Source organism: Pantoea sp. SIMBA_079, assembly GCF_046940275.1.
In the GTDB taxonomy this organism is placed as follows: domain Bacteria; phylum Pseudomonadota; class Gammaproteobacteria; order Enterobacterales; family Enterobacteriaceae; genus Pantoea; species Pantoea borealis.
Genome location: NZ_JAWRYR010000003.1, coordinates 260915 through 282447 on the forward strand (window position 1 = coordinate 260915; position 21533 = coordinate 282447).

At 56.3% G+C, this 21533-nt stretch carries 18 protein-coding genes; 2 read left to right on the forward strand and 16 right to left on the reverse strand.

The window, feature by feature from the left end:
- Positions 1-113: 113 nt before the first annotated feature.
- From SB719_RS06945 to SB719_RS06990, 10 genes are all read right to left on the reverse strand, one after another.
- On the reverse strand, positions 114-755 hold the full coding sequence (locus SB719_RS06945) for a hypothetical protein (protein ID WP_314687007.1): 642 nt from the start codon (positions 753-755) through the stop codon (positions 114-116).
- Positions 756-760: 5 nt separating this feature from the next.
- The gene (tssH, locus tag SB719_RS06950) at positions 761-3367 is read right to left on the reverse strand and encodes a type VI secretion system ATPase TssH (RefSeq protein WP_412159075.1); all 2607 of its coding nucleotides are present in this window, start codon (positions 3365-3367) and stop codon (positions 761-763) included.
- Positions 3368-3502: 135 nt separating this feature from the next.
- Positions 3503-3811, reverse strand: coding sequence for a hypothetical protein (locus SB719_RS06955; protein ID WP_304235850.1), 309 nt, complete (start codon positions 3809-3811; stop codon positions 3503-3505).
- A 54-nt stretch (positions 3812-3865) separates the two neighbouring features.
- Positions 3866-4357: an Hcp family type VI secretion system effector gene (locus tag SB719_RS06960; RefSeq protein WP_412159076.1), complete on the reverse strand. Its 492-nt coding sequence runs from the start codon at positions 4355-4357 to the stop codon at positions 3866-3868.
- A 19-nt stretch (positions 4358-4376) separates the two neighbouring features.
- On the reverse strand, positions 4377-6023 hold the full coding sequence (locus SB719_RS06965) for an OmpA family protein (protein ID WP_412159077.1): 1647 nt from the start codon (positions 6021-6023) through the stop codon (positions 4377-4379).
- A complete protein-coding gene (tssL, locus tag SB719_RS06970; RefSeq protein ID WP_314686998.1) occupies positions 6023-6673 on the reverse strand; it encodes a type VI secretion system protein TssL, short form in 651 nt (216 codons plus the stop codon). Before tssL ends, SB719_RS06965 begins: the two co-directional genes overlap by 1 nt.
- A complete protein-coding gene (tssK, locus tag SB719_RS06975; RefSeq protein ID WP_412159078.1) occupies positions 6670-8007 on the reverse strand; it encodes a type VI secretion system baseplate subunit TssK in 1338 nt (445 codons plus the stop codon). Before tssK ends, tssL begins: the two co-directional genes overlap by 4 nt.
- Before the next feature lie 14 nt (positions 8008-8021).
- A complete protein-coding gene (gene tssC / locus SB719_RS06980) occupies positions 8022-9569 on the reverse strand; it encodes a type VI secretion system contractile sheath large subunit (RefSeq protein WP_412159097.1) in 1548 nt (515 codons plus the stop codon).
- A 32-nt stretch (positions 9570-9601) separates the two neighbouring features.
- Positions 9602-10099 (reverse strand): type VI secretion system contractile sheath small subunit, encoded by a 498-nt coding sequence (gene tssB, locus SB719_RS06985; RefSeq protein WP_412159079.1) that lies wholly within the window; start codon positions 10097-10099, stop codon positions 9602-9604.
- A 331-nt stretch (positions 10100-10430) separates the two neighbouring features.
- Positions 10431-11135 carry an MgtC/SapB family protein gene (locus SB719_RS06990; RefSeq protein ID WP_304235836.1) on the reverse strand — a complete coding sequence of 235 codons (705 nt, stop codon included), beginning with the start codon at positions 11133-11135 and terminating at the stop codon, positions 10431-10433.
- A gap of 413 nt (positions 11136-11548) precedes the next feature.
- Here SB719_RS06990 and ddlA point away from each other — a divergent pair, with 413 nt between their 5' ends.
- The gene (gene ddlA / locus SB719_RS06995) at positions 11549-12643 is read left to right on the forward strand and encodes a D-alanine--D-alanine ligase (protein ID WP_304235834.1); all 1095 of its coding nucleotides are present in this window, start codon (positions 11549-11551) and stop codon (positions 12641-12643) included.
- A 16-nt stretch (positions 12644-12659) separates the two neighbouring features.
- Here ddlA and SB719_RS07000 read toward each other — a convergent pair whose 3' ends face one another.
- Together SB719_RS07000 and SB719_RS07005 are read right to left on the reverse strand one after the other, a co-directional pair.
- Positions 12660-14078 (reverse strand): GGDEF domain-containing protein, encoded by a 1419-nt coding sequence (locus SB719_RS07000; RefSeq protein ID WP_065648148.1) that lies wholly within the window; start codon positions 14076-14078, stop codon positions 12660-12662.
- 225 nt (positions 14079-14303) lie between these two features.
- A complete protein-coding gene (locus SB719_RS07005; protein WP_292977248.1) occupies positions 14304-15779 on the reverse strand; it encodes a SulP family inorganic anion transporter in 1476 nt (491 codons plus the stop codon).
- 916 nt (positions 15780-16695) lie between these two features.
- Here SB719_RS07005 and SB719_RS07010 point away from each other — a divergent pair.
- Positions 16696-17409 (forward strand): polyphenol oxidase family protein, encoded by a 714-nt coding sequence (locus SB719_RS07010; RefSeq protein ID WP_065648146.1) that lies wholly within the window; start codon positions 16696-16698, stop codon positions 17407-17409.
- 28 nt (positions 17410-17437) lie between these two features.
- On the opposite strand, the gene SB719_RS07015 is transcribed toward SB719_RS07010, so the two are convergent.
- The 4 genes from SB719_RS07015 to SB719_RS07030 form a co-directional block, all read right to left on the reverse strand.
- Positions 17438-18757, reverse strand: coding sequence for a gluconate:H+ symporter (locus SB719_RS07015; RefSeq protein ID WP_065648145.1), 1320 nt, complete (start codon positions 18755-18757; stop codon positions 17438-17440).
- Positions 18758-18836: 79 nt separating this feature from the next.
- On the reverse strand, positions 18837-19601 hold the full coding sequence (gene idnO, locus SB719_RS07020) for a gluconate 5-dehydrogenase (RefSeq protein WP_304235829.1): 765 nt from the start codon (positions 19599-19601) through the stop codon (positions 18837-18839).
- 9 nt (positions 19602-19610) lie between these two features.
- Positions 19611-20642 carry an L-idonate 5-dehydrogenase gene (gene idnD, locus SB719_RS07025; RefSeq protein ID WP_304235824.1) on the reverse strand — a complete coding sequence of 344 codons (1032 nt, stop codon included), beginning with the start codon at positions 20640-20642 and terminating at the stop codon, positions 19611-19613.
- Between the two features lie 159 nt (positions 20643-20801).
- On the reverse strand, positions 20802-21500 hold the full coding sequence (locus SB719_RS07030; RefSeq protein WP_412159080.1) for a response regulator: 699 nt from the start codon (positions 21498-21500) through the stop codon (positions 20802-20804).
- Positions 21501-21533: the final 33 nt, after the last annotated feature.

The following is a 21533-nucleotide window of genomic DNA, read 5'->3' on the forward strand; positions in this document are numbered from 1 at the left end:
ACTCATGGAAAAAAAGAAAAACCATATTGAAAATCCGGAACCGGAAATAAAAAGCCCCGTTCCCAGCCCCTGAATGAGTCTGGAAAGAAATGATAATATTATCTGTCTTGCTCTCATAAGCCCTCAAAGAAATATTTGCATATTTCCTTAAACTCTTCCGGATTATATTCAGCAATATCGCATGCTTTTTCATAAGGCCCAACAACATCTTCTATAATGAAATAGAGCAAATCCAGATCCCCTCTGCTTTTAAGCTTATACCAGCGCTCAAAATTTCTTTGCCTTAATGCAAGTGAGGTATAAATTGCCCTGGATTGTTCGGCCCCAACTGTCAGAATTCCTGATATCGCAAAACCAGACATAATGGAACCGAGCATACTGCTCAGCAATACCTTTCCCAGATTGACGCCTGTCAGTGATGTAAAAGTTGCCCCACCTATTACCGTAGCGGATACGTTACCCATGCCTTTCAGAACATCATATCTGTCAATTCTGTCAGTAAACTCGTTTGTGAACACTTCAATCGCACGTGGCAGAACGTCCTGTTCTGATAAGCTGTTTTTTATTAACTCAGCAAACCGGATTTTATCGTCAAAACGGCTACTGCGGCTGTCAGTATCAAGAAAGTCATATCCCAGATAAGCCAGTGATACGGGTAAACGAATAAAACTTTTTGTAAACGCTACCATTATTCCATCGCGATCGGCGTTTATTACAGCCAGCATTTTTCGGGCAATCTCCTTTGCGCTGTCCATCCGTTTCAGCCTCTGAATCCAATCAGTACACTGCCCTCTTCATTCCAGTCAAGACTGATGCTCTCTGGCAACTGCCCCCTGGCCTGATACTGCAGTAACTGCTGACTCACAACTGGCAAAATCTGCTGACTGAGCAGACTGTCAACGTTGCGCGCGCCGGTATCCGGCAGCAGGCAGGCGGCGGTGAGGGCATCGTACAGTGCGTCCGCGATATCTGTGTGCAGGCCGTAGTGGCGCTGCAGGCGATCTCTGACCTTCTCAAGCTTCGTTTCAACGATGATACGCATCGTGTCACGGCTCAGCGGGCGGTAAATTACCGTCTGAAAGCGCGCCAGCAGTGCCGGCTGGAAATGGTCGCGGATAATCGGACGCAGCAGTTGCTGCAGATCCGCCTCGCTGGCGTCCGGCCGTTCACTGAGCAACCGCATTAGCGCGTCGCTGCCGAGATTGGAGGTCATCAGGATAACCGTATTGCGGAAATCAATTTCCCGTCCCTCGCCGTCGCGCATAAAGCCCCGGTCAAATACCTGATAAAACAGGTTAACCACGTCGCGGTGCGCTTTCTCCACCTCATCAAGCAGCACCACGCTATACGGGCGCTGGCGCACTGCTTCGGTCAGTACGCCGCCCTGCCCGTAGCCCACGTAGCCCGGCGGTGAGCCCTTGAGCTGGCTCACCGTGTGGGGTTCCTGGTACTCAGAGAGGTTAATGGTGATCAGCGACTTTTCGCCGCCGTACAGCGTGTCAGCCAGCGCCAGCGCCGTCTCTGTCTTACCAGTTCCGCTGGTGCCCACCAGCAGAAACACGCCCAGCGGGCCGTTCTCAGCGGTCAGGCCGGTTTTCGACGCCCGCAGTCGCTGCGCGATGGCGTTCAGCGCTGCCGGCTGGCCTGCCACGCGGGTTTCCAGCGTCTTTTCCAGTGTCAGCAGCGCCGTCTGCTCATTCTTCATTAAGGAAGAGATCGGTACGCCGGTCCAGTCGGCAATGACGCCCGCTACCGTATGCGCGTCTACGTCCAGCGTGATCAGCGGCTCACCCTGCTGCAGCGTCTGCAGGGCAGAGTGTAACGTGCCACGCCTGACGTTCTGCGTCGCGTCCTGACGACAGGCCAGCAGCGTCTCCATCAGTTCGCGCTCGGCCTGGTAACGCAGCTCCAGCTGTTCAAGGCGTTCCTCAGCGCGGGCCAGCTCGCTCAGAATGTCATGCATGCGCCCTGCCTGGACGGGACCGCCCAGCGCTTCATCATCCAGAATGGCGCGTTTTTCAACGTTCAGCGCGTCCGTGCGGGCACGTAACCGCGTGATGGCTTCCGGCACCGTATCCTGACTCATACGTACGCGGGCGCTCGCGGTATCCAGCAGGTCTACTGCCTTATCAGGCAGCTGTCGTCCGGTAAGGTAACGCCGGGAAAGCGTAACGGCCGCGCGGACGGCGGCATCGGTAATATGTACGCTATGATGCTCTGCATAACGCGATTTCAGGCCTCTGAGCATCAGGCAGGCGGTTTCATCATCCGGTTCATCAACTTTTACCCTCTGAAAGCGACGCTCCAGCGCGGCGTCCTTTTCGAAGTACTGCTTGTACTCGCTCCAGGTGGTAGCCGCGATAGTGCGTAGCTCGCCACGCGCCAGCGCGGGTTTGAGCAGGTTAGCCGCATCTGCGCCACCGGCCTGATTACCGGCGCCGATGAGGGTGTGCGCTTCGTCAATGAACAGCAGCACCGGCTGCTCCGCCTGCTGTATCTCAGTAATGATGGTTTTGAGGCGCTGCTCAAACTCACCCTTCACGCCCGCGCCCGCCTGCAGCATACCGAGGTCAAGCGTGCGCACGCTGACCGTGCTCAGACTCTCCGGCACGTTGCCTTCGGCAATGCGCAGCGCCAGCCCTTCCACCAGCGCAGTTTTACCCACGCCCGGCTCGCCCACCAGAATCGGGTTGTTCTTGCGGCGGCGGGAGAGAATATCCACCATCTGGCGGATTTCATTATCGCGCCCGTATACCGGGTCGATCTTTCCGTCGCGTGCATCAGCAGTCATGTCGCGGGTAAAGCGGAGCAGCGCCTCTGAGGCAGCGGATTTTTTTTCTCCGGTAAGATCGGACTGCTGAACGGTGATATCCGGTATCAGCGGCGGCCCCGCGTCCGGACGTTCATCCGACTGAGCATCCAGCAGCGGGCGCAGCGCCGCTATCCGGGGCCGGTTCAGGGTAAGAACTGGCCAGAGCGCGTCACAGCGCATCAGTGAGGGATGATCGGCCATGGCGAGCAGCAGGTGCAGGCTGCGGATACGCTCCTCCCCGGCCATGGAGGCAGCCAGCCAGCCCTCCTTCAGCAGATGATGCAGGCGGGCCGACAGCGCCGGCCGGCTACGCACCTGCCGGGGCTGACCGTCGAGAAAGCTCAGCAGATCCTGCCAGACGCCATCCATGTCCCACTCGTAGCGACGCGCGATGACCGTGATGTCCCCTTCTCCCTGCTCCAGCAGTTTAAGCAGCCAGTGCTCAGGTAAGATTTCTGCATGTGCGCGGGTCTGGCACAGCGAGGCGGCGGCCTCCAGCGCCCGCGCGCAGAAAGGGTTAAGCCGGCGCAGCAGCGCTGCAGACGCATGTTCCATATATTTTCTCTCCGTTTCAGGCACGCTACCGCCCCTGGCCGTTTACCGAGGCCCATAAGGCTTAAAAACAGGATTGGCTGAGCGCTGGTGTAAAAACGCTCACTGAACGTGGCGACAGGTGTCGCCACAGAGGGTTTAAAAACTGTGGCCGAGGTGCTCTCTTTTATTGACATCAATTGGCCGGGTGACGCTGTTATCCAGAATGACGTGCCAGCAGGAGCTGCCCGTATCCGGTTGCAGTGTCATATGCCAGCGGGCATCACCGCCGCCATTTGGCCCCGCTTTCCGGTGTGGTCCGGCAATCACCTTGAGCGTACCGCTGCAATAAGCATCATTAAGCTGAGAATCGATGGCACACGCTTTTTCAATCAGGCGTTCCGTATAGTTCTTGCTGAAACGCGGATCTTTCTGCCAGTTGGTTGCCCAGTTAGCGAGATGCGACATAACGCCTCCATTTGCAGGTGCTCAGAGCACAACGCCCTGAGCAGGGTGAATCAGTTACGCGGTAGCGCGTTCGTTCCAGGAATCGGAGTGGATGATGTTGCCCTCTTTATAGGTCCAGGTGATCTTTTCGTAGCGCAGCTCAACGTGCTCCAGATGGTTGTGCTTCTCCTTTGCCGGATCTTTGGTGTCGTGCATTACCGGATTCACCTTCACCACCTTCACGTTCTCAAGCTTTGTGTTGAAGTATTCAACTTCCTGACCCGCTTCGTTGATGCGATACCATTTGAACTCCGCCGATTTCAGAGTCTGTCCGGTGGTTACCGCTTTGTAGAGATACGGGCTTGACGCGTCGATTTCTTTAGTGAGCAGAAAGGGCGTATGAATACGGGTGCCGGTCAGTTTGCCGGTGTTGTTGTCGGTAGGGATGTACAGGTTATGCTCCTGTGCCACCACCTCAATGCTGCCCTCGCGACTCTTCACATCTACAGATCCTTTGATGTCCGCTCCGCCGTCATTCTTCAGCCACAGATAAACCGGAATTGCCATGGTATTGCTCCTTTTCAGATTAAAAATGGCCATCATCCTGTGATGACCGGGTGAGTTCGTCTGCTACGCGACAGGCGTCAGCCTGCGGTACCAGACTGATTTCGACGCGGCGGTTGCGCGCGCGACCCGCGGCCGTATCGTTGGCAGAAACCGGGCGGTCATGACCGTAACCCTGCACCGCAAAACAGCTCTCCGGCACGTCGCCGGTGTCGCGCATCCAGTTGCGCACGGCTTCCGCGCGTCTCAGCGAGAGCAGCTGATTGCTGTGTGCACTGCCGGTACTGTCGGTGTGGCCGGCTATCACAATCAGCCAGCCAGGCCGGGCCCTGATATTCATCAGCGCGTGGATCAGCACCTTGCCGGAACCCGCTTTAAGCGTGGCCCTGCCCGATTCAAACAGCGACAGGCTGTTAAGGCGCACCGTTTGTGGCCCCTGTACGACCTGCTGAATAACCGGCACCGGCGGCGGGGGCGGTGCCCAGCGGTGAATGGCCGCATTCACCGGTACGGTCAGGCGCATGCCCTGATAGAGCCCCAGACCAAAACGCACCGGCTCGCCGCTGCGCTGCCACTCATCCAGCAGCGTGCGGTCGCGGATAAGCGCATTGCGCGCAAGGGTTTTCGCCGCAGTGGCCTCATCAGGCAGGCTGCGCCACAGGGCAAGATGATCGGTCACGCTCCGTATGAGGCGCTGGTTGTGAATGAAAGAAAAAAGCATGGCCAGTGCCAGAAACAGACCCAGCATCAGGCCCGCCATACGCACCGTACGTAGCCCGCGGCTGATACCCGACCGCCGCGGTATGCCGGACAGAAGGCGATCCGGCAGCGGCAGTGAAAGCGGGGATACCGTGTTTTCAGGTGCAAGCGTGGTCAGTCCGGCGACATACTGCTGCCACAGGTTGTCTGCCAGCGCCGGCACCGGCGTCAGGCAGAGACCGATCTGGCAGGGACTCGCTGAGTGCGAAGCTGCGAACTGCCCCGCATACCACTGCATCACGCTTTGCAGCCTGAGTGCGAGGTGAACATAGCGCGCATTCTGTGCCACCCATTCACTCAGTGGCAGGCCGGCACGCTTTTCCGGAAGAAACTGCAACTGTGGACGCTCGGCCGTCAGGCTGAACCAGTATGTACCGTCATCGCCGGATGAACTCCATATCACTGTCCGGAGCGGCGGCAATCCGTTCAGCACGCGGCGGCACTGTAAAAATGCCCGCAGCCACCCGCTCTGCTGCTGCGTAAATACATCTGCGGAGGCGTGCAGTCCGGGAACAACTGCCAGCATCACTGACAGCTGCGGCAGCAGTGACGGAGAGTGAAGAGCCAGCCGTTCTGCCAGCGCGAATAACTCATCAGGCTGGCGTACGTTCAGGTACCAACCCTGCCCGGTCTCATGATGGTTTCGATTGCCAAACAGCGGAACCGTGTCTCCTGTCACCAGGATCACCGGCCGGCACCAGCTTTCAGGTGGCAGGCTGGCATCCGCAGCAGAGTGACCATCAGAGGCAGAGCGCCGCAGACGCCACAGAATATATGCAGCCACCAGCAGTATCAGCCCGCAGAACATCGCCTTGTTGAGCGGCTTCAGCCCCCAGTACTCCACTGCCAGCAGCAGGGCGAGCCCGCTCCCCAGCAGCGTCAGGCCCTGGCGTGAGTCGGGTCGGAACATTACTGAGCCCCCGCAATGTGCGACACCATATCTGCCAGCGCTGACTCCAGCATGAACCAGAGCCCGGCGAGCAGCATCACAGCCATTACCCAGCTCAGCCAGTAAACGCGGCGTCCGGTACGCAGACCTGCGGGCCGGATAACCAGCGGCGCATCTTCCGGTAGCGTAAACGGCGGCACCAGGGCCGCCAGCGCATTCACCACATCTTCACGCCGCTCATCATCCTGGGCGCGATAATGCCCGACGAAACCCAGCTGCAGGGTGCGATAAAAGCAGGTCAGTACGGTGACGTCCGGTGCTGGCTGATGCAGTACGGTACGGATGCGATCCCATAACGCTTCACCGCCGTTCAGGGAGCCAAAAAAACGGACCTGCAGCGGGTCACGGCTCCAGCGGGCCCAGCCATCATCCTGCGTATCCCGGTTCAGCACAGCCTCGTCCAGCAACACGCAGAAGGCATACAACATATGGTCGCAGCTGGCCTCGCTGACTCCGGCCTCTGACAGCGCTTCACGGGCTGACGTTACCCAGTTAACGGCCTCGCGATAGAGCGCGTCCCCGTTTTCAATTTGCTGCCCGCATTGCAGCTGGCTCACCATCAGCCAGCCCTGAAAAAACAGTCGTTCAATCAGCCTGTTAATATCACTCATGAGCGCAGCACCGCGTAGAGTTCCAGCTTCAGCTCACCCAGCGATTCCGGGGTATAAAAAGTACAGCCGCCGGAGGCAAGCATCGCTTTCGCCGCATCCGTTGAAAGATCCAGCGCAAAGTACTGGTTCTCAAGGCGCAGCGGAATAGCCGCAGGCACCTGGGATAACGGGCGGATCGTCATACCGCTCAGGGCAATATTCACCACTTCAGAAACGTCAGCGTGACTGCCAGCCTTGCACAGCAGCGGAAAACGCGCCTGAAGTTCGTGATTTGGCAGCGAAGAGCGAACGGAGAGATAAAAATCTGCTCCTTCGCGTAAACGGGCATCGTGCAGCTTTCCCTTCCACAGCACGCCCTGATTCTCCAGCTCAATGGCGATAACGCGGGAAGGCAGACTCGCCTCCAGCAGCGTATCCAGTAGCGCAAACAGCGGCGGGAAAACCTGCTCCGGCAGGTCATGCCGGTAGCGTGGGATATCATCCGGCGTGTTGCTGAGGGAAAACGTCAGCAGACTGCCCGCCAGACGCACCAGCTCACGATAAAGTAGTTCAGGATGACGCGATGGAGCGTGATACAGCTCCATCAATACCGGCTCGGCACTGTTCAGCGCATTCAGCAGCCAGAACAGGGAAACGTCGGAAACGGCGAAATCCGCCATACGCTCATTGCTTTCGCGGCGCAATTGCATCAGATGCTGACGCCGCGCCTGCAGGCGGTGCAGCAGGTCGCCCAGCTCCGCAACCAGCGCCGGGCAGGCAGCCAGTGCCAGCACGGGCGGGATAAACGCAGTGTCACGCATCCACTCCCCCTGCGCGTTACGCTCAAGACGGGCGACCGGACAGGTCAGGTACGCTGCGTTTTCCTGATGCGCCAGCCGCAGACGCAGGGCATAACGCTGCACGGCGATCTCCGTAAGCTCATGACCGGCCAGGTCCTGCACGCGCTCCCGGGCGGCAACCCAGCGGCGCGGACGCTCGCTCTCCGCACCGTTTTCCAGATTACCGCCGCTTGCGTCCATGAGCGGCAATGCCAGCACCACGTCCACAACATTCCGGTCCGCGACTTTTGTTAAATCACAGACTGGCGGAAGCGCATCAGCCAGACGGGTATCAACCAGCGTGCCATCGGTAAAGCGGACGGCAATGCGTGTCGCATTGAGTTTTGAGAGTGCCAGCGCGCCGTCGTCAAACTCCGCACAGAGCACGCCCCACGGATGTGCCAGCATCATACCTGCTGCTGCGCCGGCCACATGTGCGTCCCACATCGCCTGCTGCTGAAACTGCTGCGGCGTCAGAAACGCGCCCTCTTCCCATAACGGACGGTAAATTTTCATTCCGGATAGCCGCCTTACGCTTTCGCTTTTGGCATCCGGGATACCAGTGACAGGTTGACGTCCATGCCTTCCACCTGAAAGTGCGGCACCGCAAACAGCTTCACGCGGAAAAAGCCTGGATTGTCCTCAATGTCCTCCACCACCACTTTCGCTTCACGCAGCGGATGCGAAGCCTGCAGCGCATCGCCGGGGTTGGTCATCTCGGTCACCAGCGTTTTTATCCAGTTATTGAGCTCCAGCTCCAGCAGGCGACGATCTTTGGTGGTGCCAATGTTTTCGCGCTGAATCAGCTTCAGGTAGTGCGCAATACGTGACAGCAGGAAAATATAGGGCAGGCGGGCGTTGATACGGCTGTTTGCCGTCGCGTCAGGCGTGTCATACAGCGCCGGTTTCTGCGTGGAGTTTGCCGAGAAGAAGCAGGCGTAGTCGCGATTCTTATAGTACGAGAGCGGAATAAAGCCGAGGTTCGCAAACTCAAACTCGCGGGTTTCCGGGATCATCACCTCTGACGGGATTTTCACCTGGTTGCCGGTGCCGAGATCGTAAAGATGGATAGGCAGGTCGTCCACTGCGCCGCCCGCCTGCGGACCGCGAATTTGCACACACCAGCCGTTGCTGATAAAGCTTTTTACCATATTAGCGGCAAAGGCGAACGAGGCGTTGATCCACAGGTATTTATCGTGGTCCGGGCCTTTCACTTCCTCTGCATAGTTAAAACTGCGTACCGGTACAGTGTCGGGGCCGTATGGCAGGCGGCCCAGCACGCGTGGCATGGTCAGGCCGATGTAGCGGGCATCATCGGTGTCGCGGAAAGCTTTCCACCGGATGTACTCAGCGCGGTCAAAGTAGTTGCCGATATCCTTAATGGCCGCGACCGCTTCCATTGAGTCTTTCAGGAAGAAGGCCGGGCTTGCTGAGCCGATAAATGGCATATGCGCAGAGGCGGCCACTTTAGAAATGTTGCGCAGCAGCGTTATGTCCTGTGCGGATGCATCAAACTCATACGCTGAAATGACCGCCCCAATCGGCTCACCGCCTGGCGTATCGTATTCGGCAACGTAGGTCTGCAAATAGAGACCACTCTGGACAATTTCCGGCGCATCTTCAAAGTCCTGGCGCAGGTCATCTTTTGAGATGTCCAGCACGTCGAGCTTCACGTTCTGACGAAAGTCGGTTTTATCTACCAGGGATTTAAGGCCGCGCCACACCGACTCAATCTTCTGGAACGCCTCATGGTGCATCACTGCATCCAGCTGGCGGCTAATCTGCGCGTCAAGATCGGCGATGTGGTGATCCAGCAGATGTTTGTCGAGTTTCTCAACCTGTGTGTCGCTGCTTTTAAGGCGGGTAAGCAACACCTGTATGGCCGCGGTAACGCGCTCATCGGCCGAGGCGTCTGACAGCGCCTGACTATCCTGCCAGACGTTCAGATCGCTGAGCTCAGAGACCGGATTGAGATTAATTTTATCAAACAGCGAGGCGTAAACGCCCTCTGCTGCCGGGCGTTGCGGCACGGCGGCACTGCCCGCAGACAGGGTTTCATTCTGAACTGACATCAGGATTGTCTCTCGTATTAGTCCGTTAAGAGGAGAATTCAGTCGTGGTTACTGGCAAGGGCTGAAAGCTCGCTGCGTAGTTCGCGGCTCAGCGCCGGATCTTTGAGAATGGTTTCAAACTCTTTGCGAAAGGTCGCATTGTCGAGCAGGTTGGATTTCAGATCGCGCAACAGGTTGCGCATGGCCAGCATCGCATTGAGCTGCGGGATTTGACGGGCAACCTGTTCCGGCTCGAAGTCCTTCATGCTGCGAAATGTCAGGCTGACCTGTTGTTCACTGCCGTCAGCGGCGGCGGCGTCCGGCACAGCGTAATGCACGGCAGGGGCAAACTCGCTCAGCACGCTATCAAAGTTGTGTTTGTTAACGCTGATTTTTTCGCGTTCAGAAAGCACACGATTTTCTCTGCCGTTGCTGAAATCTCCTGTTACCAGCAGTTTCAGCGGCAGCTCAGTTTTCTTCTGTGCCCCACCGGTATGCAGGTCAAGGCGCAAATTAATACGTGCTTTAGGGATCTCGTTTTGATAAGAATTGCTCATATTTACTCCTGTAAAAATGGCGAAAAAAACAGATAATCCCTCGGCTTCCTTAGGGACAAGGCGTGAATATAAAATAGGCCGGATTAATAAATCAACCGCATGGGTTAAATTATTATGATTGATTTATATAGTAAAATAGCCGGAATTTGAGTTAAGACATTGATATTGATTTTTAAAATTTCGCTCAGATTTATCTTAAAATTTATCGATTGTACTTTTCTTCCCGCCAGGTTATGGCCCTCTGACAGGCAGGGACGATCAGTATTATTTAACTGTTATTTTCAGGAACAGTTTTTGTATGCAATTAACAGGCAGGTGAAGCCCGACGCTGTTAATCGCGCTCCATACCGCACACCTGCCAGCGCACCGCACTGACGCCCTTCTCCAGACTGATGCGGCTGACAAGATTTTCCAGCTGCTGGGTCAGACTGGGCTTCCCCAGCACTTCGGCGCTGACCATCATGCGCTGCGAGCTTTCGATATCTTCACTTTGCAGCGACTGCAGGCGCAGATCGCTGTTGCCTAAACTGTGCAGCATCAGGCTGCGCACCTGCACCTCATCCTGCGCCAGACAGGTGATCTGCACGGTATAGTGCTGCACCGCTTCGGCAGCAGGTACCAGCGTCTGACGGTTGATGCTCCGGGTGAGTTCGCGCAGCAGAATATTAGCGCACAGGATAATCAGGGTGCCGATAGCCGCCTCCAGCAGCAGGCCCATGCTGCACAGCACGCCTACTGCTGCCGTGCACCAGAGCGTGGCAGCAGTATTGAGCCCGCGCACGTTCAGGCCATCGCGCATAATTACGCCGCCACCGAGAAAGCCGATGCCGGAGACCACGTAGGCGGCGATACGCGATGCGTCATGTGCAATGCCGGGCACGCTCTGCGTCATCAGTACGAACAGGCAGGCGCCGGTGCTGACGAGGGCGTTGGTACGCAGGCCGGTCAGGCGCTGCCGCAGCTGGCGTTCGCTGCCGATCAGCGCACCCAGAATCAGTGCTGCAGTCACCCGCAGCAGGAAAATTTTCCAGTCCATTTTATCCTCCGCATGTCAGCAGGTGCTGACAACAGCTCAGAATGAAAGAATGGATCGCAGCGGGCGACGTGCTGCATGTGAGGCAGCAGGTAAACAGAGGCAATTCATGAGGGAATAAGCCATCTCAACGCGCGGTCAAGACAGCGGGAACACTATCTTAGCGCAGGCGCCTTTTGCGATCGTTCGGAACAGTTGTCCAAAATAGTGCTCCTGTTAAGTAAACCGCCGCGATTTTAAGCACAGAGCATCGCGTAATCAAACTGATTTCCCGTCTGTTTAGGGAAGATTGACCGTTTTTTGCAACAGCAGGAGCACGGCACAATGCGCGCCGTTCTGATGCGATTTGCGCTCCCCTGACCCGGAATACGCGTGCTATCTTAGCTGCTCGCTTAACTGCAATCGGATAAGAAACAATGGCAAAACAGCGCGTGGGCATTGTCTTCGGCGGCAAATCTGCTGAGCATGAAGTCTCGTTACAATCAGCAAAAAATATTCTGGATGCGCTGGATGCGCAAAAATATGACGCGGTGCTGCTGGGCATTGATAAGCAGGGCCGCTGGCAGCGCTATGACGCCGATCGCTTTCTGCTGAACGCCACGGATCCGGCGCGCATTGCGCTGCACCCGCAGGGAGAAGCCGTGGCGCTGGTGCCCGGCAGCGAACGCGCGCAGTTTATCAGCTGTGAACACGCAGAGCCGCTGCCCCGCCTTGATGTTATTTTTCCGATTGTACACGGTACGCAGGGGGAAGATGGCTCACTGCAGGGGCTGCTGCGCATGGCGGATGTCCCGTTTGTCGGCTCCGATGTTCTGGGATCCGCGGTGAGCATGGATAAAGATTTTACCAAACGCCTGCTGCGTGATGCCGGTCTTCGCGTTGCGCCGTGGATCAGCGTAACGCAGGCAGAGCGCGCTACGCTGGATGCTGCAGCCGTTATCACACAGCTGGGTCTGCCGCTGTTTATCAAACCGGCTAATCAGGGCTCGTCAGTAGGCGTCAGCAGAGTTACCGATGCCGCAGAGTTTAACGCTGCTGTTGATCTGGCGTTCCGTTTTGACCGCAAAATCCTGATTGAAACCGGGATTAAGGGGCGCGAGATTGAGTGCGCGGTGCTGGGTAATGACGCACCGGAAGCGAGCCCCTGCGGTGAAGTGGTGGTGCAGGATGCGTTCTACGCCTATGACACCAAATATATCAGCGCCAGCGGTGCGCAGGTGGTGGTGCCGGCAAACATCAGCCGGGAAAACAGCGAGGCTATCCAGGCTACTGCCCTTGCCGCCTTCAAAGCGCTTGAGTGCTTCGGCATGGCGCGTGTCGATGTGTTTCTGACGGATGGCAACGAGATCGTGGTTAACGAAGTGAATACCCTGCCCGGCTTTACCAATATCAGCATGTATCCCAAGCTGTGGCAGGCGGCGGATCTGAGCTACCGCGATCTGATCAGCCGCCTGATTGAGCTGGCGCAGGCGCGGCATCAGCAGCGTCAGCGCCTGGCCAGCACTATGTAAGCGCCAGCAACGTGGTTCAGGCCACGTTGCTGGCACTCAGCGCAGAGGCGGGTGCCACCTGGTTACGTCCATTGTGCTTGGCGCTATAGAGATGTTTATCTGCTGCGGAAATCAGCCGGTTAATCACCTCCGGCCACTCGCGCTCATGCCTGGCGCAATCCCACGCCAGGCCCATGCTGGCGGTCACCGTCACGCTGTTGCCTTTGATCCAGAACTTTTCGCGCGCCAGCGCCTGGCGCACGGACTCCGCCAGCCGGTAGAGCTGTTCCGGCACGGCATCAAACACCACAATCACAAACTCTTCGCCGCCAAAGCGGCAGATCATGCCCTGCTGCTGTGCAACCTGCTGAATGCGGCGTCCAATCTCTTCCAGCACGCTGTCACCGGCGTCGTGTCCGAAATTGTCATTGATGGTTTTGAAGTAATCGACATCCAGCATAATTACGCCGGTATGGCGATGCAGAGAGAACGGCATCTGTTTCAGCTGTTCATACAGGCCAGAGCGCGAGAGCTGCTGCGTCAGTACATCCACATTTGCCCGCAGCGCCAGACGCTGATTAAGCTGCCGGATAGCGTCCATGCTGACCGCCACCAGCAGCGGACTCAGTGCAACGGTCGCCACGCCAAGGCGCGCTGACGTCAGATGGCCAATCGGCAACAGCGCATCGTTGCCCTGTATATTCATTACGCCGTGAGAAACCAGCACAATCTCTGTAATACCGGTCAGCAGGATCACCACGCTGGTAACCGGCATAGGCAGCACAATAGCGCACCAGATCAGCGCCGGTACCGGAAAGGTCAGACTGCCGGCGCCGCCAATCAGCGCGCCCGCTGTCAGCGACAGCACCACGGCGACCAGCGGCAGCAGCGTTGCCGGCGTCAGCAGCTGGCGAAGGGAAACGCTGCGCAGCGGACGTGCCAGCATGACAGGCAGCAGCATCAGCGAGGTCGAGATCTGTTCGCTGAACCAGTCAGCCCATGCGACCACAAAGCGCGCATTGAAATCGATGCCCTGCGCCCAGGCGCCCCAGGTCGCACAGGCGGCAGCACCGAGTAAACAGGCGGGAAAAATGCGCATCGCATTGACGACCTGGCTGCTGGCAGCCGGTGTCTGCAGCGGCCTGATCAGCATACAGACCGCCACAAGGGTAAACAGAATATTGGCAATATTGATCGTCACAGCGGCAAAGGCCCAGCCTGAAAACACCGTGTCGTTGAAAATCATCGCCGCCAGAGCAACAAGGTAGCTGGAAGGATTATGCAGAAAGGGCTGACGGACAATCAGCCCGGCGATAAGCGCGTTGACAGGCCAGAACAGTGAGAACTCTTCAGGAACCCGCAGGTGGCTGCCAAGAAAACAGAAAAAGAGCGTGATAAAGAACAGCGTGAGAGCATTTTTCTTAACGTTATGTTCATCAAACAGCGAAACGCGCATTCATCCGCATCCTGTAACCTGAAATCGTTGCCGCGTTGCAGTGGCACCCCTCTTATTGAACATCAGATCGTCCGGTGTCAATTCAGCGAACAGGCTTCGGTTTACTCTCCTGTTCGGCTGGCTAAGGCATCCGGTTCACGCAGATGTTGTGCGGCCAATTATGCCACGCACGAACAAAAATCGGCTATCCGTGATAGCCGATTTTTATCCGGTACAATCATTTACTTATTTAACGGCTACCGGCCACTGGCTCAGCCGTATGCCCCGCTCCGGCGCATTCTCACCAAAGTCGCGCAGAACCGCTTTCACATCCGGATCGAGATATTCAGCGTTACCCTGCTCAACAATGACCACGCTGTTTTCCGGGATTTCTGCCAGCACGCCCTGCAGCTTAGGGTTATGCATAAACGTCAGGTTCTGGTGAAAACGCAGGACATAGTGATCGTCATGGCGGGTGAGCTGTAGCGCATTGCGGTGACTCTGATAAATGCTGCAGAGGATCTGCACGGCAATCCCGAGGAAAATACCGGCCAGCATACCCAGCAGGATGATACCGCCAATGGTAGCCAGAAAAGGCACATATTGCGCCCACCCCATCCGGATCTGCTCAGCAAACAGGCGCGGGGTTGCCAGCTTATAGCCGGTGTAAAGCAGTACGGCGGCCAGGCTGGCCAGCGGAATTGCATTAAGCAGCGAACTGAACCACAGGCCGCAGACCAGCAGCAGCACGCCATGGATCAGAATAGAGAGTTTGCTCTGTGCACCGACGCTGACGTTAACCGAACTGCGAACAATAACGGCGGTAATCGGCATCGCGCCCAGTAACCCTGCCGTTAAGTTCCCTATCCCCTGCGCAAACATCTCTTTGTTGGGCGAAGGAGCCGGATGCTGCGGACGCAGTTTTTTCAGCGCTTCCTGGCTGAGCAGCGTCTCCAGGCTGGCGACCAGAGCCAGCGTGACCGCAACCACCCAGACAGCGGGATTTTGCCACGCCAGCCAGTCCGGCGTTTCCAGCTCAGCCACCAGCGCGGAAAAGCTGTCAAAGGCAGGGAGCGTGATACGCGGCAGCCCGTCAGCCAGCGCCGGAAAAAGCTTATCTCCGGCGAGGGTTGCCATACAGCCAATCAGCACCGCCACCAGCGGTCCGGGGATCCAGCTCAGCGCCTTTACTGACTTAATCAGCGGCGTGGTCCAGAGCCAGAGCGTCAGCAGGCCCGCGGCAGCTACCCCAATAGCACTGGCTGAAAACGCTATATTGCCTGACACCAGCGCCCCCAGCCCGCCCTCACCGGCTGCGCCCAGCGCTACCGGGATCTGCTGCATAATCAGCAAAATGCCGATTGCCGCCAGCATGCCTTTAATCACGCTGCCTGGCACCAGCGCGATAAACCGCCCTGCGCGCAGCAGCCCCAGCAGACACTGCAGTACTCCCGCCAGAATCAACGCGGTCAGAAAGGCAGAGAAACTGCCCAGCGTCTGAATGGAGGCTACAACAATTGTTACCAGTCCGGCGGCCGGACCACTGACCGCAAAACGCGACGGACTCAGCGCGGTCACCAGCAGCCCGCCGATCACACCGGTAAGCAGACCGGCAAAAGGCGGCAGTCCGCTGGCCTGAGCAATCCCCAGGCAGAGTGGCAGCGCAACCAGAAAGACGACCAGGCCGGCCGGAATATCCTGCCGCAGCGTTTTAACGTTCATGGCACATTGTCCTCAGCTGATTGCAGTACAGATGACGCGGGTAGTGTTCAGCACAGCCTGCGCTATATTTATGACGCGGCAAACCGGCTCCGCGATAATTCACTAATATTGGTTTTTGTGTCATCACAATCATCTTCTCTTTATGCCTGCGTAACCGATCTGCGGGTAATACATTCCCTGTATAAGAGGCCATAAATAGCTGCAGCGGATACAAAGCAGCGTTGCCTCACAAAAATTGGTTATAGCTGCTTAAGATTTAAGTTGCACCTTAATTATTTAACCCCCTGAGATGACAGCCGCTCTGTAAAATAAAGGTCAGGAAAGGTAACTAATAAGTAAGTTTGAGCAAGCATATTTAAAAGAAAATAATTAGTTAAAGTTGTTTCATTTCAGCACTTAAAAAATATAAAAATTTTCCGTACAGAATTGACTGACAAAAAATTACATATCATTCAGGGAATGCGTGCACCGCCATGGTGAATTACTACGTTATAACCAGGATAGTTCTTAGTTATTAAAATTAATGATTAGCACGATAATTTGTAACCAGCCAGATGACTCGAAATAATTCACTGATGACCAACGGATAATCTGGTGATATATCGGGAGATTACGTCACAGCCTGACAGCTAACGCAAAATGTAAATATGCGTGGATCTGACGGTAAAATGCAATTCCCTGCGCGACCGGATGTTTTTTCAGTTGCCGAATTATTTGTCGTCCCATCCTTTTATGCAGTTTTCCGCTTTTGCACCATACCGCAGCCTGCATAATCGTGAGGCACGGACCGGTAATACGGGCGAGTGTATGACGTTATCCGGTATGTGAAAGATATCTGCGGACGCGCTGCAAAAACGTACCTGTTAACGTAAGCTGTGCGCAGTCACCGGTTACGGTCAGGTCACAGGAGAGAAGTATGGAGAGTAAAGTCTGCGGTCCGCGTTCAGCACTGCTTGATAGCCTGACATGGCTGGAATATGCCTTTCAGCCTGCCGGTCTGCCTGCGCCTGAAGCTGCCGCTTACGGACATCAGCGCCACAGCGCCCGCGTGGTGTTGTCAGGACAGAACCGGCCGCCAAAAAGCTGTGAATCTGACGGTGTGATTGCTGAAGATAGCCATCCGGTAGCCGTTTACACTGCCGACTGCCTGCCGGTACTGTTTGCCGATCCTGAGCAGCAGCAGGTGGCGGCGATCCATGCCGGGCTGAACGGCACTCTGAACGGTATTTTACAAAGTGCGCTTGATGCCCTGCTTGCACGCGGAGCAAGCCTTGATACGCTTTGCGTCGCCATCGGTCCGGCCATTGGTCCCTGCTGCTATGAGTTAGGCGACGATCGCATCCGGCAGATGCAGCAGCGCAGCGATCTCCCGCCGCTGCAGTGGACAGCGCAGCAACCCGTGAACCTGCAGGCGGTACGTCCGCAGGCGCAGGCGCAGCAGCAGGGGGTCTGGTTCAGTCTGCCCGGGCTGGCACGCAGCATTTTATTGCAGCATGGGCTCGGGGCAGCGCAGATTGATGTGGCAGAGGTATGCACCTACTGTATGGCCGAGGCGGGCTCCAGCTACCGGCGCAATACCCACTTCGATTGTGGATACCAGTCGCGCTTTTCGTGGATCCGCCGTCGTTAACCGCTTTACTGCCCGGGAAAACGGGCGGTTAGTGGATAAGGGCGTTAAGCGTCAGCACACCCGCCAGGCCAAGCAATGAGATCAGCGTTTCCATAACGGTCCAGGTTTTCAGCGTTTCTGTTACGCTGAGGTTGAAGTAGCCTTTAAACAGCCAGAAGCCCGGATCGTTGACGTGTGACGCGATCACGCTGCCCGATCCGACTGCCAGTACCATCAGCGCCGGATCGGTATGCGTTACGGCAATAATCGGCGTAACGATGCCGGCAGTGGTGATCGCGGCTACCGTTGCCGATCCCAGCGCTACCCGCAGCATGGCCGCGACGGTCCAGCACATCAGCAGCGGCGAGAGCGAAGAGCCTTTCATCATATCGGCAATATAGTTACCCACACCGCTGTCTACCAGCACCTGCTTGAAAGCGCCGCCGCCTGCGATAATAAAGATAATCATGGCGATAGCCGCAATCGAACTGCCGCACATATCCATGACCTCTTCCATGCGGCGGCCGTTACGTAATCCCAGCGTAAATACGGCAATCACGACAGCAATAAACAGCGCCACCGCCGGGTTACCAATAAATTCGAAAAACTGTCGCAGCGGATCGTCTTTAGGTGTGGTCAGTTCGAATATTGCCGCTATTGCCATCAGCACCACCGGGATCACCGCAGCAAAAATACTGATCCCAAAGCCTGGCATCTCCTCTTCTGAAAAAATACGCGGATTGTAGAGTCCTTCAGGCGGTGATTTTTCAAACCGCTTTAAAAATTTAGAGAACACCGGGCCCGCAATAATCACCGTGGGGATCGTGATGATCATGCCATACAGCAGCGTGGTGCCAAGATTCGCACCGAAAATGGTGGCAATCGCCGTGGGCCCGGGATGCGGGGGCAGAAAACAGTGGGTGACTGAGAGTGCGGCCACCATCGGCACGCCGACATACAGCAGCGGCAGTCTGGCGGCGGCGACCACGGTAAACACCAGCGGCAACAGCAGCACAAACCCCACTTCATAAAACATCGCCAGGCCGACGATCAGCCCTGTCACTACCAGCGCCCACTGCAGCCGCTGTTTACCAAAGGCCGCAATCAGCGTAGTGGCGACCCGCTGTGCGGCACCGGTATCAGAGACCAGTCGTCCGAGCATGGCACCAAACCCCAGGATCATCGCCAGACTGCCCAGCGTTGATCCGATGCCTTTCTGAATCGACGCCATCACATTAAGCGGCGTCATACCTTCAGCAATACCGACCACCGCTGAGACGAACACCAGCGCGATAAACCCATTCACTTTGAAAACAATCATCAGTACCAGCAGCAGGATCACGCCCAGCACAATTATCGTAATTGGCATTTTTATTAGTCCGGTAAAGAGAGAAAAGTCAGCCGTATGCCGGCGCAGCCAGACAGACTATCCGGCTACGCACCACGCATTACACGGCTACGCGCATACCGCCATCAACAAATAGCAGATGGCCATTAACAAAATCTGAGGCAGAAGATGCCAGAAAAATGGCGGCACCAATCAGCTCTTCCGGCTTACCCCAGCGCGCAGCAGGCGTACGCTTAGTCAGCCAGCCGGTAAACGCAGGATCGTCAGCCAGCGGCTGCGTCATCTCGGTCACAAAGTAGCCTGGCGCAATCGCATTAACCTGAATATTGTAGCGTGCCAGTTCTACGCACATCCCCCGCGTCAGCATGGTGACCGCGCCTTTGGAGGCTGCGTAAGGGGTGATCGTGTCGCGGCCCAGCTCACTCTGCATCGAGCCGATATTGATAATTTTGCCGCGCTGGCGCGTCACCATCTGCTGTGCCACTTTTTGCGAGACGAGAAACACCGCGGTCTGGTTTACCGCAATCACGTCGTGCCAGTCCTGCTCCGGAAACTCCAGAAAAGGCCGACGCCGCTGGATCCCGGCGTTGTTCACCAGGATATCGATGGCGCCCCACTGCGCTTCAATTTCATCGATCGCCTGATGCACCGCACCGGAATCTGTTACGTCAAAGGCTTTGGCCCGGGCAGCGATCCCCTGCTCACGCAGCGCGCCGGCGGCGCGCTCTGCGCCTTCAGCTGTGGTCGCGTTGATAATCACTTCGGCCCCGGCTTCACCCAGGCCCTGCGCCAGCAGAAACCCGATACCGCGTGCTGAACCGGTCAGCAGTACGCGCTTGCCGGTCAGAGAAAAGAGTGCGCTCATATTGTCTCCCTAAAAAGTCAGCTGAACTTTTGCCGCGCGGGTTTTATCGCTGGCAAACTGCAGCGCCGCATCGATATCCTGAAGCGGGTATTCACCGCTGTAGAGCGGCAGCGGATTGATAACGCCCTGCGCCAGCCACTCAACCGCCGTATTGAATTCATGTGTAAAACGGAACGAGCCTGTCAGGGTTATCTCTTTGGCAATCAGCATCATCAGAGGGAAATCAGGAAAAGCGCCTCCCATCCCTACCTGCACTACCGTGCCTTTGGCACACACGACCTCCAGGCAGCGCTGCAGTGACGCCGGATGACCGGACGCTTCAAACGCCACATCAAAGTAGCCCTTATCTGCCATCCAGGCAGTGAAATCGCCGCTTGCAGCGTTAACCACCTGCGTAGCACCCATTTGCTGCGCCATATCCAGCGAACGCTCACTGATATCACTGCAGATAATCTCTGCAGCACCACGCGCCTGTGCGGCGGCGGCAATCAGACAGCCAATCGGCCCGGTGCCGGAGATAAAGATACGTTTGCCGGCAAGATCGCCAGCCTGATGCGTGGCGTGAATGCAGACTGCCAGCGGCTCAGCAAACACCATTACCGTTTCATCGGCATCCGCTGGAAAAGGCACGCACTGGCTGCTCGCCACAACTTTGTGCCGGGTAAATCCGCCATCAACGTGCGGGACATACATTGCGCTGCCAAAAAAACGCATTGCGGTACACTGATTCTCCTGCTGCCGCTGACAATATTTGCATTCACCGCAGGGTTTCGCCGGATTGATAGCCACTTTTTGCTGTGGCTGCAGGCGGGGATCGTCGCTTTCTATGACATAACCAATTACTTCATGCCCGAGTATCATAGGCATTTGCAGCGCAAAGCTGCCGACCTTTCCTTCCTGATAGTAATGCAGATCGGAGCCACAGATTCCGCCGCGCGTAATGCGCACCAGCGTGCCGGAGCCATCCCACTGCACGTTCTGCTGTGCGACACTGACCTGCTGTTTGCCGCTGATGACGCAGGATTGCGTTTCGATGTTCATGTTTTTCCCGTGAGTCTGTTTATGTGATGACTATAAAAACGGGTTAAACGGTATAAAACTGTGATGAACATCACTCAGAACAATGTTACAGAAAAGATGTTACCGGGAACGTGAACTGGCTGTCAGGTTACTGCAACCGGGCCCGGTCGTTCTGCCTGATTACCGGGCTGACAGCAACTCCCGGCTATATTTAAATAATTCTGAATCAGAACGGACGCCAAGCTTTTTCAGCGCCGACTGCTTCTGCCCGCTCACCGTTTTCCGGCTCCGCCTGAACTTGGCCGCAATTTGTGAAACGCTCATACCATCAAGAAAGCAGCGAATTACCTCCGCTTCACGCGGGCTTAATAACCTTATTTTTTCGTGAAGCGCTGGTGTGCAGCCGATACAAAAATGCTCATCCGCTATTTTTTCGGAAATGGCATAAAGCGTCTGAATTTCTTCAGCAAGGTGTGCGGCTAAAAACAGGTTATTCTCAGCAACGACTCTGACCGCCGCCAGCACCTCTTCAAAGGGATGACTTTTTCCGATAAAACCGTTTACGCCGGCCCGGAGCGCCATCCTGGCAACTGCCGGGCTTTCTGCAGAGGTTAACACCAGCATTTTTTGCGTCGGATAGTGGTTACGTATTTGCTTTATTAACGTCAGGCCATCAACTTCACGTTCACCCAGCAGAAAATCCAGGATCAGAACATCGATCCTGTGCGTATTTAACGCATTGAAAAGCTCGCTGCCGGACGACCAGGCGGCAACAAGCTGAATATCGGGATGGTTTTTCAGACACAACTCAAAAACCAGACGGATCATAGGGTGACCGTCGAGAACAGCAACACGGACTGGCTGAGTGTTTGAATCCAATCTGCCTCTCCTCTAAAAAGCACATTACAGGTA